We start from the raw sequence: 14,832 nt of genomic DNA, 5'->3' as shown, positions 1-14,832 counted from the left end.
GTATAATAACTTGTACAATTTAGTAAGAAAGGAGCATTAACCGATTGAATAAGCAGCAAAAATATCCACCACCAATACAACCTACTGTTGAAAATCTTCTCCAAGCAATTTCTGTTGTAAATCGTCATGCAAAAACTGCTCCAAACCCAAAGTTTTTATATAAATTGAAGCATGACAGTTTACATAAGCTATTAGCAGAAGGCAAAGCAAAAAAAATGGGTCTACACTTCTCAAACAATCCAAAATATAGCCAACAACAATCAGATCTATTAATTGCATGTAAAAACTATACTTTTCATCTACCTCCAACTAAAAAGGATTTTGAGGAATTGCCACATTTAGGATCTCTCAATCAAAGTGTTCGAAATCCCAAATCAACTCTATCCTTAACACAATCAAAAAAGCTTTTATCCGTTTACACTGGTTTAAAAGAAGATTCGCCACCTAATCAAACATTCCGCAAAAAGCAATACCAAAAACCAGTATTTAAAAAGCTCGGTGAAAGCTATTAATTTTTGCTCTTTCTCAACTATTTGCAAAGGGGCTAATCCCTCTAATCAACTTATCTCTTTAACAAAGAAAAGCTGCCAAGCTATTTTGCTCTTAAGGTCAAAATAGCTTGGCAGCTTTCATTAAATCACATACTTTTCTTTTAAAACATAAGTATTATAAAATGATGTCGTCGATAATTTGAATTAATTCGTTAATCTCTGGTTTACTTACTTGGGCATTTGCTCCAACAACCTGCCCCTTATGTCTTAAACCCTCTGTAATTAATGACGAAAATATAACGACAGGTAACTTAGATAAGTTTGTATTATCTTTAACTAGCTTTGTTAGATGATGCCCGTCCATTTGTGGCATTTCAATATCTGTAATCATTAACTGGGCAACCTCGTCTATAGAAGTACCATTCTCCACATTTTTTGTTAAATAAGCTAATGCTTCACGACCATTTTCAAAAAATGTAATGTATTGAAAGCCTGCAGCGCTCAACGTATCTTCCAGTAATTTTCTTAGAAGGGCAGAATCTTCCACAACAATTAGTTTCTTATCACTTCTTGCTCTTTCCCCTAATTTTTTCACTTGTTGTACATTAATTCCGGATTCAGGATTAATATCTACCACTATTTTTTCAAAATCCAGCAGTAAAATCATCTCTCCGTTTAATTTAACTACACCAATTATTTGGCTTTCTGATCCATAATAAGTCTCAGATGGTTTCTCAATATTTTCCCATGATATCCGGTGGATTTGTGTAACATTATGAACATGGAAAACAATTTTTGTTTTATTGAATTCAGAAACAATATATTTATCTTTTTCAGGAGTATCAGAAGGAGCATATCCTAATACGTTTGCAAGATTAACTACTGTTAATACTTCTCCTCTTAGTTCCATTATTCCTTCTACATAGGGATGGGCATGTGGTATTGGAGTAATCGGTACTGGATTAATAATTTCCTTCACCTTAATAACATTTATACCAAAATTGTTCTTTCCAACACTAAATTCCACAATTTCAAGCTCATTTGTTCCAGATTCTAAAAGTATTCCTTTGTCGTTTTTCATTTATTTCTGTCCTTTCGTGGTTCTAAAAATTCGTTCATTTATGAAATCCACTTTTCAGTTATTTACCTATTCTTTATATCGGACTATTTATCTATTCTTAAAGTAAGTTTATTCAATTTTCTCCAATTAGAAACTATCTTTGCTCGCTAACAATATCCTCTTTTTTAATCCATCTAGCCAACAATTACTATACCTAATACAGTTATATTAAAAAAGACTGTTCCTAAAGGCAACAATCAAGCAGCTTTTTCCATTGGTTTCACCATTTACGGAATATCTGCTTTCGTTAGCCTTCTTGAACAGCCTAGCCTACCATTCTTCTTTTACGCGTGCATGGATTACTAATCCAATAATAGTTAAAATAATTAACGAGCCTAGCGCCATCCTGCTCGCTATATTTCCTAAATCAGCAAATATGAGTGTAATCGTACCATATACAAATGGACCGATAATGGAAGATACCTTACCAGAAAAGGCAAATAGTCCAAAGAACTGGCCTCTCTTCTCTTCTGGAGTAATATCAACAATATATGTTCTTGTCGTTACCCACATACTCCCTAGAGCAACTCCAAAAAGACTCCCAGCAATCCAAAATGCCCCTTGATTCCAAGCAAATGTTGCAATAATCAAAGCGATAACTAATAATATCCCTACATATCGTACAGCTCGATATGCTCCAACTTTTTTTGCAATATATCCAAAGATAAAGGATCCAATGATGCTTGCAATAGTTGACACAAGATATAGAATAATGAATTTACCTGAACTTATTTCAATAACTGTATTTGCATAATCTGCCATCATAGCAATTGTAGTTGCTAAGGCATCATTAAGAAAAAAATAGGCAAGCATAAAAGTAAAAATCTTTCGATAATTCCTCATCTGCTTAAAGGTTTCCACTATTTCACCATAGCCTGAGAAAATAGATTGCTTTTGGACATTTTCTTTTGGTTTGTCTTTAATGAAAAAAAATAATGGCAAGGATAAGAGCAAAAAGAGAATCCCAGTTGGTATAAATGATTGATTAAAAGCCCCGTCATCTATAAATAAATAAACAGATAATCCAATAAGTGTTCCGATATAACCTACTGCGACACCAAATCCGGAAATTAACGGGATTTGTTCCTTGCTACCTAAATCAGAAATCATTGAATCATAAAATACTAAGCTAGAATGATACGTAAATTTCGATAGTACAAAAAAAAGAACCACGAAACCTAAGGACAATGGTATTCCAAGTATCGTTTGTGAAAACTCAATAGACGAAAAGATCCCCATTGCAATTGTTCCTAGCACTGTTAATAGTGTCAGGATTACAATATATTTCTTCTTTTTTCCTGTTCTGTCCATAATTACTCCAAATAACGGTGTAAAGATAACTAATAAAATGCTTGCAAGGGCATTTGCATACGAAATAAACGTGGATGCTATTTGTTGCTGTACCTCACCTGAACCAATCATTCCCTTTAAATAGAAGGGGAAAAAGACTGTATTAATATTAGACGAAAAAATGGTATTAGCAGCATCATATAATGCCCAAGAAAGAATGGGCAAGGAAAAATACAACGCCCATCCTTTTTTTTCCATTTGAACTTTATTTGTTACTGACTCCATCCATCAAGCTCTCCTCTCCAAAAAGCAAGTATGACATTTTATTTACTGTTCGTTGTCCCCGATAGGAAATAAAACGCATTATTTTCTCACCACAAGAGAACCAACAATTAAATCATGTAATGCTTGTTTTTTCTCTGTAAAAGCAGCCAAAATAAAACCAATCAAAAGGATTCCCGATAAAAGACTTGATACTACATATCTTCCTAGGCTTCTCCAAAAAGATAATCTATTCCCATTTTTATCTGTTACCTTTAACCCTAAAAGTTTTTTCCCAATTGTCGCTTGCCATTTTGATGAATGAAGTAGCGAATAATAAAAAAGACTAATAAGCAAACATATACCCATTGTTCCAAAAAATGCGGTCATCATCGGTCCTATTATCGATAACATTTCTGCATCAGATAATGTGTCTACACTTGCTGGATCCATTAATAGCTCTTCCGGGATTTCCATTGAATTTACAAACAAAGCAAAAATGACATTTGAAAGAATTAATAAGGGAATCCCGATAATAATACTATCGATTACCCATGCTCCAAAGCGAATCCAAAATCCTGCATATTCAGGTTGTTCGTTTTTTTCTATATGTATTGTTGTTACCATTTAATTTCCCCCTCCTATTCTTATGATAAATGGAATTTATTATCTAAACAACCTTTTTTATGTAATAGGTGAAAGGTTTACAATTTTTATACAATTAATGAATTCCTTTGTTTCCTTCCTTCTTTAAATATTCATAAAATGTTTATATTTTTTTTACTATTTCGTGAAAAGTATAACAAAGACCTAGACGATTTAGTGCAATTGGAATAATCTAAAAGTGTAAGCAAGTGAAGGAGAGAATGAAAAGATAATTGCTAAAATATATTTAAAGAGAGGACGAGTACACAATGAAGGGTACTGCAATTCTTTTTCATGAAGACTTATCTGTAACTTTTTTAGAAAATATTGACTTAGAAGCATGGAAAAAACACGAAGAAACTGTACAAATAACGGAAAAATTAGAGAATCATGAGCAATTATTCCTAATGGAAGAAGACGTTGATTGGGATTATGGTTACTAATTCACGATAAATAGATAGAGCTGTGATTGATTTTTTTGTCACTGCTCTTTTTTATTTTGTCTATGGTTTTCAATAATCTCCGCTTTTGATATCATAATAGAATACATTATGATGGGAGACTTAATATGGAACATTTAATCAATAAAAAAGTTAAAAATATTGAGATTTCTGGCATTAGGAAGTTCTCTAATATGGTCGCTGGAAAGGAAGGGATGATTTCTTTAACGATTGGTCAGCCAGATTTTCCGACACCTCTTCATATTAAAGAAGCTGCTAAAACGTCTATTGACGAAAATTTCACTTCCTACACACATAATGCTGGGGAGCTAGAATTACGGAAAGCAGCATCACAGTTCGTACATAATAAATATAATCTTTCTTATGATCCTTCTAATGAAGTGCTTGTTACAGTTGGAGCTAGTGAAGCAATAGATGTTACCTTTCGAACCATTCTCGATAAAGGAGTCGAAGTAATACTCCCTGGTCCTGTATATCCTGGATATGAGCCAATTATCCGTTTATGTGATGCTATTCCAGTATATGCAGACATTCGTGATACCTCCTTTCGTTTTACAGCTGACGTAATAAAAAAATACATCACAGAAAAAACTAGATGTATTGTCTTGCCATACCCATCCAATCCTACAGGAGTCAGCTTATCGAAAGAAGAATTAATGGAAATTGCTGCTCTTATTAAGGGTAAAGACATCTTTATTTTAGCAGATGAAATATATAGTGAATTACTCTATGATCAAAAGCATGTATCTATTGCTGAGTTTCTCCGTGAACAAACCATTGTCATTAACGGACTATCTAAATCCCATAGTATGACCGGCTGGAGAATTGGACTATTATTTGCACCAGCATATCTTAGTCAGCAAATTATTAAAGTACATCAATATAATGTAACTTGCGCCTCCTCTGTCTCTCAGAGAGCTGCACTAGAGGCGTTAACAGTTGGTATAAATGATGCCGAGCCAATGAGAGATGACTATCGAATGCGAAGAGAATATGTATATAATCGCTTAACTTCTATCGGATTGGACGTAGTAATGCCAGATGGTGCTTTTTACTTTTTCATAAAAGTACCGACAACAAAGTTGAATTCCTTTGACTTTTGTCTCGATTTAGTTGATAAAGTAAATTTAGCGGTTGTTCCTGGCAGTGCTTTTTCTGCATTAGGAGAAGGATATTTCCGGATTTCATTTGCCTATTCAATGGAAACATTAGAAGAAGCATGTAATCGATTAGAGAAATATATGACAACGTATATGAATTAGAAGCAAAGAGCTTCCACAGATGTGGAAGCTCTTTATTATCAATCCCAATATTTAAATAAAGCTTGTGTGCCGCTTTCTTCTTCTCCTTTAGCAGATAAATGGCTATATAATGTTTCTGCAAGAGATAGACCAGGTGTTTCCATATTCATTTCTTCTGCTTCTTTAAGAGCAATCCGCATGTCTTTAATAAAATGCTTTATATAGAAACCTGGTTCAAAATCGCCTTTTATCATTCTTGGCGCAAGATTACTTAAAGAGAAGCTTCCTGCTGCACCAGTTGATATGCTTTCTAGAACTTTCTCTGGATCTAATCCTGCCTTCTTTGCATAAACAATTGCTTCTGAAACGCCAATCATGGTAGAGGCTATAGCAATTTGATTACACATTTTTGTATGCTGACCAGAGCCTGCAGGTCCTTGATAAACGATATTTGTGCCTAATATCTCAAAGATGGACTGAAGTTCTTTATACACCTCTTCGTCCCCACCAACCATAATAGATAATTTTGCATCTCTTGCTCCTACATCTCCACCGCTAACTGGCGCATCCACAGCATAAATATTTTTCTTTTTTGCTTCTTCATATATTTTCTTCGCAAGGCTAGGAGTAGATGTTGTCATATCGATTAAATAGGTATTTTCACTTGCATTGTTAACTAATCCATTCTCCCCCAAATAGACTTCTTCTACATCTTTTGGATAACCAATAATCGTAATAATTACATTCGCCTTTAAAGCCATCTCGTATGGACTGTCTACCCATTCTGCACCTTCTTCTACAAGGTCGCTTGCTTTTTCTTTCGTGCGATTATGTACAATAACAGGATAACCTGCCTGTAATAAATGTCTTGCCATACTTTTCCCCATTACTCCTGTACCGATAAAGCCAATGGTAGTAGTTTCTTTTGCCAACATGCTATTCCTCTCCTTTATACAATGTTCCAATTTTATTTAAACATTGTTTTTCTTTATAGTAACATGAAAACATTTATAAATGTCTAAATTCTCTTCTAAAGTCGTACTCACAATGACTGAAAAACTACCCATTATACAAATCTTTACACCGATTTTATATAAAGGGTAGTTTTTTTCAACTTATTTACGTAATATCCTCACTATAAGGACTTTCATTATTTCCATTGCAATTACAGCAGCGATTGCTAAGCCAGTTGCTATTAACCATTCATTCATGCCAAACGAAGCTGGAATAGCAAAGACTTCTCTAGCGAATGGCAAGATAGTAATCAAATATAACAAGAAGCATATTCCAACAGCACCTAATACATATTTATTGGAAAATAACCCAACACCAAAAATCGTTTGTGTACTAGATCTTGCAGCAAAAGTCTGCAAAGAACGTGAAAGAATTAAGGTGGTGAAAGCCATAGCGACTCCTAATTCATCCGAATGTTGTAATCCAATATAATGGGAGATAATAACTGCTATACCAATTAATACTCCTCTTACAACGACTGCTCGAAGTGTTCCGCCGGCAAAGATTCCCTCATTAACATCCCTTGGTTTGCGCTTCATTACGCCTGGCTCTGATTTTTCCATGCCAAGGGCAATCGCTGGTAAGGAATCATTCACTAAATTAATAAATAACAGCTGTAATGCTGTAAAAGGATTAGCCCAACCTGCTATTACCGCAAATAATATAGCAATAATTGCTCCAAAATTCCCTGCAAATAAATAACCAATTGATTTTTTTATATTATCAAAAACAGTTCTTCCTACACCAACAGCATTAACAATTGATACAAAATTATCATCTGTTAAGATCATATCTGCTGAATCTTTGGCCACATCGGTTCCACTTCCCATTGCAATACCGATATCAGCCTGTTTTAAAGCTGGCGCATCATTGACACCATCTCCTGTCATAGCAACAATTCGATTTTTCTTTTGCCACGCTCGAACAATTCGAATTTTATTCTCAGGAGACACACGAGCATAAACAGATATATCCTCCAATTTATGGTCTAATTCTGCTTCCGATAAAGCATCTAACTCTTGACCAGTTAAGGCAATATCGTTCTCTTCCATTAAACCGATTTTGCGACCAATTGCCTGGGCAGTTGTTTTATGATCCCCAGTAATCATCACAGTACGTATACCTGCATTCTTTGTTTGTTCAATTGATCCATATACTGCCTCTCGGGGAGGATCCATCATGGCACTTAACCCTACTAGGATAATATCTGCTTCCTCTTCTTCCGTAATCGTCATTTTATCTTTCGGCATGATTTTATATCCATATGCTAGTACTCGTAATGCTTGACGGGAGAAATCTTCATTTGCTTCCTGAAATTTGTTTAACCATTCATTTGTAAAAGGTTCTTCTTTTTCATTGACTAGCACTTTCGTAGCCCGACTGAACATTACATCTGGGCCACCCTTTATAAGCATAAGCCGTTGATTATCAATCGTATGGACGGTAGACATTAACTTTCGATCTGAATCAAACGGTAGTTCTGCTTCTCTTGGATATCTTAAACGAATTTCTTCATAGCTTCTTTTTCCATCATTATAGAAATTAATCAAAGCAACTTCCGTTGGATCTCCTACTTCCCTATTTTCTTTATTAATATAAGAATCATTACATAAAACCGCTATATTTAAGAGTAATCTTTCTGATTGATTCCAATGGGCGGGATCTTCTGGGAGATGCTCTCTTTCTCCTTCTGGAATGAAGTAATCTGTTACGGTCATTTTATTTTGTGTCAATGTCCCTGTCTTATCTGTGCAAATCACACTTGTAGAACCCAATGTTTCTACTGCAGGCAATTTACGAATTATAGCACTTTGTTTAGCCATTTTATTTGTTCCAACAGACAGAACAATCGTAACAATGGAGGATAGAGCCTCCGGAATAGCGGCCACCGCCACTGCAACTGCAAATAATAATGCATTCAAAATAGACGTGGTGACATCTACCGTTTCATCTCCCAACCATATTCTTAATGCTTGGATGGCAAAAATAAGAATAGATAAAAGAAGAATTCCTACTCCTAATTTCTTACTAAATTCTGCAAGCTTCTGTTGTAATGGTGTCTGTTTTTCTTCAGCAGTATTTAGCATATCTGCAATTTTACCTATTTCCGTTTTTTCTCCAGTACCTGTTACTACAAAAGTACCTCGTCCATAAACAACCAGCGAACTACTATAGACCATATTAATACGGTCACCAAGCGCAGATTCTTCTAATATAACCTTATCTTGTTTCTCAATCGCTTCTGATTCCCCTGTTAACATCCCCTCATTCACTTTTAAGGAACCACTTTCTACAATTCGTCCATCAGCTGGAACATAGTCACCAGCTTCTAGGAAAACAATATCACCTGGAACTAGCTCACGGGCTGGAATTGTACTATTCGTGTTATCTCGTCTCACCTTAGCCTCTGGTGCACTCATATTTCGCAAGGCATCTAATGAACTTTCTGCTTTTTTTGTTTGAATAACACTAATAACCGAGTTAAGCAATAGTACTAAAAATATGATTAAGGATTCGACAAATTTACCCATTATCAATTGGATAATGATTACTACTAATAACACAATAACCATCGGATCTTTAAACGTTTCTAAAAAGAGCTTCCATGTTGGCACTTTTTCTTTATCTTGGAGCTCATTATATCCTTCTTTTTCCAAAAGTGACTTTACTTTGTCTGATGATAAACCTTGTGCAGATGACTGTAACTCTTTTAATACGACGTCTTTTTCCTTTTGATAAAAATCCATGTGACTTTATTCAACTCCTTATTGTTCTGTCCTGACTTTTTTTGCACTTAACATAAACGAAAAAGCAATTCTTTGTACATATGTATAATAAAAAATCCTTTTTTAAACCACTTCCCATTATTTATTCTCCATAAACCTGTCCAATAATATGGAAAAACTATTTTCGTAAAGTTTGTTATACGATAACAGCTAAAAGTACTTTACATCCTTGCGAGAAAATAGAGCCTACTCGGTATAACTCAGTGGCCACTGAAAAAGTGAATTACCTGGTGAATGGTAGTTACCAAACCATTCTAACTTAGTGTAGGTTTTTGTTTTCCGAGGCTTATTATTCACTTTCAAATAAATAAAACCTCATTTTATTTGGAAAACTAGACTTTTTCAGTGCCCTGATAACTCATGAGTGAGGGCATTTACCTCAAACCACTCGGACCCTTTAAAAATAGTCGAGTTGATTTCCCACCTATTTTCCTTACTCATTATAGTCATAGAGTTTAAGAATGAATATACGAATATTTTACCTCTATCCTTTGCTTTTCATGTATGAATCTTTATAACCACATAAAAAACTGACTAGAATCATCTAGTCAGTTCAAATAAGGGGAAAATGAGAATAGCGTTAAGCTAACTTGTAAAAGAGCTTATGCTATTTTTATTTATACCCACTATTTTTAAGGATAAACCTATTTTATTCAGAAAGTTTTGCTGCAGCTTTAACTGCTTCCATAACTTCTTCTGTTGTAGACATTTGTAATGCTTTTTCTGCTAATTCTTCCATTTCCTTTTTAGAAAGGTTTAGAATTTGTGATCTTGCTTTTAAGATAGATGTAGCACTCATAGAGAATTCATCTAGGCCTAATCCTAATAATAAAGGAATTGCTGTTTCATCTCCTGCCATCTCTCCACACATACCTGCCCATTTACCTTCTTTATGCGCTGCATCGATAACCATTTTAACAAGACGTAAAATAGAAGGATTGTATGGTTGGTAAAGATAAGAAACACGCTCATTCATACGGTCTGCAGCCATTGTGTATTGGATTAAGTCATTTGTACCAATACTGAAGAAGTCAACTTCTTTAGCAAATTGATCTGCAAGAACTGCAGTAGAAGGAATTTCAACCATGATACCTAATTCAATTTTTTCTGCTACTTGAACGCCTTCACTTGTTAAGTTAGCTTTTTCTTCTTCTAAAAGAGCTTTTGCTTGGCGGAACTCATTTAATGTAGCAATCATTGGGAACATGATTTTTAGATTTCCATATGAGCTTGCACGTAATAATGCTCTTAATTGCGTACGGAAAATATCTTGCTCCTCTAGACATAAACGAATTGCACGGAAACCTAAGAACGGGTTCATTTCTTTTGGTAAATCTAAATATGGAAGCTCTTTATCTCCACCAATATCTAATGTGCGAACTACAACTGGCTTCCCTTTCATTCCTTCAAGGACAGCTTTGTAAGATTCAAACTGTTCATCTTCTGTAGGGAGCTGATCTCTACCCATGTAAAGGAATTCAGTACGGTATAAACCAACTGCTTCCCCACCGTTATTAATAACACCTTCTAAATCATTTGGTGTACCAATATTTGCTGCAAGCTCTACATGAACACCATCAGAGCTAACTGTTTGTTCATTCACAAGTTTTGCCCATTCTGCTTTTTGTTGTTCATATTGTTCTGCAGTCTTTTTATAGCTTTCTACCATTTCAGGTGTTGGATTAATATGGATTTCTCCTTTTAATCCATCAACAATTACTAAATCGCCATTATTAATTTCATCTGTAGCCTTTTTAGTACCGACAACAGCAGGAATTTCTAAAGAGCGAGCCATGATTGCTGAATGAGAAGTTCTACCGCCAATATCAGTTGTGAATCCTTTAACAAATTGACGGTTAAGCTGTGCAGTATCAGATGGTGTTAAATCTTCTGCGACTACCACTACTTCTTCAGAAATCATACTTGGGTTTGCTAAATGTACGCCTAAAAGATGAGACATTACACGCTTTGTAACGTCACGAATGTCAGCAGCTCTTTCTTGCATATATTCATTATCCATCGATTCAAACATAGTAATAAACATATCTGTTGTTTCTTTTAATGCATATTCTGCATTCACTAGGTCTGTTTTAATTTTATCTTCAATAGGTGCAATTAATTCTGGATCACTTAATACTAATAAATGTGCTTCAAAAATCGCAGCTTTATCCGCACCAAGCTCTTTATTAGCTTTTTCCCGAATAGCTTCTAATTCTGATTTTGCTTTCGTTAAAGCATCTTGAAAACGAGAAATTTCATTTTCAGCATTTTCTACACTAGTCTTTTCAAATGAAAGATCTGGTTCAACTAAACGATAAGCTTTTGCAATGGCTATTCCACTAGATGCAGCAATTCCTTGTAAAAAACTCATTATTCTGCTAAACCTTCTTTATTTAACGTTTCTTGTAATCCATTAATAGCTTCTTGCTCGTCATTACCTTCTGCGATAATTTTAATTTCAGCACCTTGAGCAATTCCTAATGACATAACACCCATAATCGATTTAAGATTTACTTTTTTCTCTTTGTATTCTAATTGAATATCTGAATCAAATTTGCTAGCTGCTTGTACTAAAAGTGTTGCTGGTCTAGCATGAATTCCTGTATCTGCAATAACTTTAAATTGTTTTTCTACCATAATAAAATCATTCTCCTTTATCGATTAAGTTATAAGATGTAACCATATAGATAAACTTTTCAAACTTAAACAACCTTAATATAAATTAACAATTGTTTATCATTAATAATATATAATTTTTATATTACAATTGTAAACTGAAAGCTATGTATTTTGTCGAAAAATATCGCTGTCTATGCACACAAACTTTCTTCACAACCATTTATAGCATCTTCTAAGAAGAAGAGAACATGTAATGACCTGTTCAAAATAGGCAGGCAATTTAAGTTTTTGAAAAAGACATCTCAAATGAAAGAATAGCATTTCTTTCTTATATAGACAATCAAAATTTATTAAACGACAAAAATTTGTTCACTTTATGGCGAAAATTAGCATTTTTTATTTGATAAACCTACACTTGGTGTAAAGTTACTGCCTGTTTAGTAAAATCCCCTAATTATCAACTTTTATACAATTAAAAATGGTGACTGTCCACTTAAAAAGATTATTGTAATTGAATGGGACATCTTATGAAAACAGTTAAAATGTGAACAAAGCTCTGTAACAAATCCTTCAAACATTTGTATAGAAAACTTTTATTAGTCGAAAAATATATTGCAATCTCTCGTTAAACAAGCTTTAATATTATTGAACTTTCAAATATGAATAGTTAATCTAATAAAATTAACCGTTTCAGTGGTATGCGTCATTTATCCACTGATTGTTAGTTGGAACGATTCAGCTTTGTATGGACAGTTGATTCCCATCTATTTTCCTCGAATACCATAAGCTTACGGTTAAGATATAAAGCTAGCGTATTCGTCAAGTTCACGCGATTTAACATGATAAATATAATTTTTATTGGAGAAAAAAATAAAGGGAGGGAGAATATGAGATACAAACGTAATGAAGCTTTTCGTTACCAATTGAATGATTCTCTTGACGCTATATTTACACTAAAGGTTGAGGAAGACACACTTTCTAGTAAAGGGCATGCTCTTATCTATAATATAAGTCCCAATGGATTAAGATTTCGGACAGAATATGACTTACCTGTTGGTGATTCGCGCTTATTATTACAACTTCAGTTCATTTTAAATGGAAACGAGATAATTATGCCTGGCCATATAACCTGGAAGAAAAAAATCGGGATTCTATTTGAATATGGTTTTGAAGGAAAGGAAAATAATGAAGCAAAACAGAAGATAATCAACGGCTTAAAAGAACTTTCTCGAATAGATAATAAAGATACGCTTTAAAAGAGTGCGTATTTATTACACACATCTAAATATTCTTCCACTTCACTCGACCACTGAACTTTTGCAGTGGTCTCCTTTTTTTGTTGGGGTACTTTCCGTCCTTGCTAATCTCCTCAACAAGTTGATCTATATTTTTTACTCCCCAAAGTTAACATTTCACCTGTTTAAAATCTTTTAAATAAACTCATTTTCTATGTTAATTTGGATAGAAAGGAATAAAAAGATTTCCATCAGTGGAGTTGCCTTAAAACTCCACCGATGAATAATTAGCAAACAGTTTTTCAGTGTCCGTCGTTTAAAATGGATCTAAAGCTAAGTGCCCTATTTTTCAACTTCTTGGCTCGTCCATATATTTATATGTAACATCTCCGCCAATTTCTGCAATTCCTTTAAAATGCTTAAAGTCTTCTCTCTTTACCAATTCTGATCGAAAAGTGAGAAATTCCTCTTTTTTAACTCGATAACTTTCTATTTCTTTATTCTTTAACTGTTCTAATATTTTTTCTGCCAATTCCTTATTCATGCCACTCACCAATTACCCTTTCTATCTTTTTTTCAGTCCATATTTTAATTTATTGTAATATTTTAAGCAAAGAATTCTACACTTTTCCTTTTTTAATATTATTTTTTGATATTATTATGGATATTTTTTTTAATTATGTTATAATATCATCTAATATTAGGATAGTGTAACCATTAGTGATAGTCAAAAAAATAGGATAATGAAGTCCAAATTACTTCCTTCACTTTCTTTTATATTAAAAATACATAATTTTTCGATAAACAGCATTTCCCTTTATTTCATCATGCTAGGTAGAACTTACCTTCAAGCAGCAACGAAAAAAGACTATTTCAAAAAAGTAAATGATACACATTTTATTTGCAGTTTCATAGTATATATTTATTAAGATTACTATACTGCTATTTTTTACGAATAAGTTCTAATAGTGCAAACTATAATCAGAATTTATATAAAATTTGGAATGATAAGGAGAGATTTGAGTGAAAAGAGCTGAGGTTGGAAATATAATTGAATTTAGAGGGTTACAAGGAATTGTTGAAAAAGTAAATGAAAATTCAGTTATTGTAGACTTAACTTATATGAATAACTATCGTGATTTAGAATTAGAGCAAAGAACAGTTGTTAACCACAAAAACTATCGTATCATTAAATAATGTTCAAAAAAGAAGTCTATATAGGGATTGCCTCCTTTTATTGACTTCTTTTTTGTATGCGCTTTATTTCTTCCTTATAATAAGGAAGAAACTATTCTTCCGCCAATTCTTTTTTTGTCTTTACTTTTCCATGTGGCTTTTGTTTCTGCTTACGTACAGTCCATTCTCTTTCTTTTTCTCTATGTGCTTTTGACATCTTCTTCACCTCCATCCTTCGTTATATAATAAACATTATCAACTTTTTTATCCCTATTAATAGTTACAAACTTATCCCATTTTCCAAGTGAATTTCCGCTCCAATATTCCATGCGCTTAAAAGAAAGTATGAGTAAAATGTTTGTGGGAGAATAAATATCCTTTTTGTCTAGTTGGGGGACGCGTCCTCCAACTAGACAAAAAGGCCACCAAGCGAGAGCGCGGTAGCTGGAAAAAATTAAGCATTAAAAAAGAGAGCTTCCTTTTGTAAAGTAGA

General features: G+C 33.7%; 14 protein-coding genes. 5 read left to right on the top strand and 9 right to left on the bottom strand.

All coding sequences use genetic code 11. From position 1 onward, the window contains the following. Positions 1–44: 44 nt before the first annotated feature. On the top strand, positions 45–512 hold the full coding sequence (locus QQZ16_RS05010) for a YkyB family protein (protein WP_031534174.1): 468 nt from the start codon (positions 45–47) through the stop codon (positions 510–512). Positions 513–666: 154 nt separating this feature from the next. Here QQZ16_RS05010 and QQZ16_RS05005 read toward each other — a convergent pair whose 3' ends face one another. The 3 genes from QQZ16_RS05005 to QQZ16_RS04995 form a co-directional block, all read right to left on the bottom strand. Continuing rightward, positions 667–1,572: a chemotaxis protein gene (locus QQZ16_RS05005; protein ID WP_031534172.1), complete on the bottom strand. Its 906-nt coding sequence runs from the start codon at positions 1,570–1,572 to the stop codon at positions 667–669. Between the two features lie 309 nt (positions 1,573–1,881). Then, positions 1,882–3,186 carry an MFS transporter gene (locus QQZ16_RS05000; RefSeq protein ID WP_031534170.1) on the bottom strand — a complete coding sequence of 435 codons (1,305 nt, stop codon included), beginning with the start codon at positions 3,184–3,186 and terminating at the stop codon, positions 1,882–1,884. A gap of 78 nt (positions 3,187–3,264) precedes the next feature. Next, entirely contained in the window at positions 3,265–3,789 is a 525-nt protein-coding gene (locus QQZ16_RS04995; RefSeq protein WP_031534169.1) for an RDD family protein, read from the bottom strand. Between the two features lie 287 nt (positions 3,790–4,076). Here QQZ16_RS04995 and QQZ16_RS04990 point away from each other — a divergent pair, with 287 nt between their 5' ends. Together QQZ16_RS04990 and QQZ16_RS04985 are read left to right on the top strand one after the other, a co-directional pair. Further along, the gene (locus tag QQZ16_RS04990; RefSeq protein ID WP_155986730.1) at positions 4,077–4,250 is read left to right on the top strand and encodes a hypothetical protein; all 174 of its coding nucleotides are present in this window, start codon (positions 4,077–4,079) and stop codon (positions 4,248–4,250) included. A 125-nt stretch (positions 4,251–4,375) separates the two neighbouring features. After that, entirely contained in the window at positions 4,376–5,530 is a 1,155-nt protein-coding gene (locus QQZ16_RS04985) for an aminotransferase A (RefSeq protein ID WP_031534168.1), read from the top strand. A gap of 38 nt (positions 5,531–5,568) precedes the next feature. Here QQZ16_RS04985 and QQZ16_RS04980 read toward each other — a convergent pair whose 3' ends face one another. The 4 genes from QQZ16_RS04980 to QQZ16_RS04965 form a co-directional block, all read right to left on the bottom strand. After that, entirely contained in the window at positions 5,569–6,444 is an 876-nt protein-coding gene (locus QQZ16_RS04980; RefSeq protein ID WP_031534167.1) for an NAD(P)-dependent oxidoreductase, read from the bottom strand. 180 nt (positions 6,445–6,624) lie between these two features. Next, positions 6,625–9,270, bottom strand: a complete 2,646-nt coding sequence (locus QQZ16_RS04975; RefSeq protein ID WP_031534165.1) for a cation-translocating P-type ATPase — start codon at positions 9,268–9,270, stop codon at positions 6,625–6,627. 688 nt (positions 9,271–9,958) lie between these two features. Then, entirely contained in the window at positions 9,959–11,680 is a 1,722-nt protein-coding gene (ptsP, locus tag QQZ16_RS04970) for a phosphoenolpyruvate--protein phosphotransferase (RefSeq protein ID WP_031534163.1), read from the bottom strand. Next, positions 11,680–11,946 carry a phosphocarrier protein HPr gene (locus tag QQZ16_RS04965; RefSeq protein WP_031534161.1) on the bottom strand — a complete coding sequence of 89 codons (267 nt, stop codon included), beginning with the start codon at positions 11,944–11,946 and terminating at the stop codon, positions 11,680–11,682. The genes ptsP and QQZ16_RS04965 overlap by 1 nt, the downstream gene beginning before the upstream one ends. Before the next feature lie 869 nt (positions 11,947–12,815). Between QQZ16_RS04965 and QQZ16_RS04960 the strand changes: the two genes are divergently transcribed. Beyond that, positions 12,816–13,184 carry a PilZ domain-containing protein gene (locus QQZ16_RS04960; RefSeq protein WP_251627367.1) on the top strand — a complete coding sequence of 123 codons (369 nt, stop codon included), beginning with the start codon at positions 12,816–12,818 and terminating at the stop codon, positions 13,182–13,184. A 328-nt stretch (positions 13,185–13,512) separates the two neighbouring features. On the opposite strand, the gene QQZ16_RS04955 is transcribed toward QQZ16_RS04960, so the two are convergent. After that, positions 13,513–13,707, bottom strand: coding sequence for a hypothetical protein (locus QQZ16_RS04955; protein ID WP_251627368.1), 195 nt, complete (start codon positions 13,705–13,707; stop codon positions 13,513–13,515). A gap of 479 nt (positions 13,708–14,186) precedes the next feature. Here QQZ16_RS04955 and QQZ16_RS04950 point away from each other — a divergent pair, with 479 nt between their 5' ends. Next, complete coding sequence (locus QQZ16_RS04950) at positions 14,187–14,360, top strand: YkvS family protein (protein WP_065429081.1); 174 nt, start codon at positions 14,187–14,189, stop codon at positions 14,358–14,360. A 91-nt stretch (positions 14,361–14,451) separates the two neighbouring features. On the opposite strand, the gene QQZ16_RS04945 is transcribed toward QQZ16_RS04950, so the two are convergent. After that, positions 14,452–14,556, bottom strand: coding sequence for a DUF6254 family protein (locus tag QQZ16_RS04945; RefSeq protein ID WP_251627369.1), 105 nt, complete (start codon positions 14,554–14,556; stop codon positions 14,452–14,454). Positions 14,557–14,832 lie beyond the last annotated feature (276 nt).

The organism is Bacillus sp. T2.9-1 (genome assembly GCF_950097965.1).
In the GTDB taxonomy this organism is placed as follows: domain Bacteria; phylum Bacillota; class Bacilli; order Bacillales; family Cytobacillaceae; genus Niallia; species Niallia hominis.
Note: the sequence above shows the minus strand (reverse complement) of the source record. Positions and strands in the feature narration are given on the sequence as shown.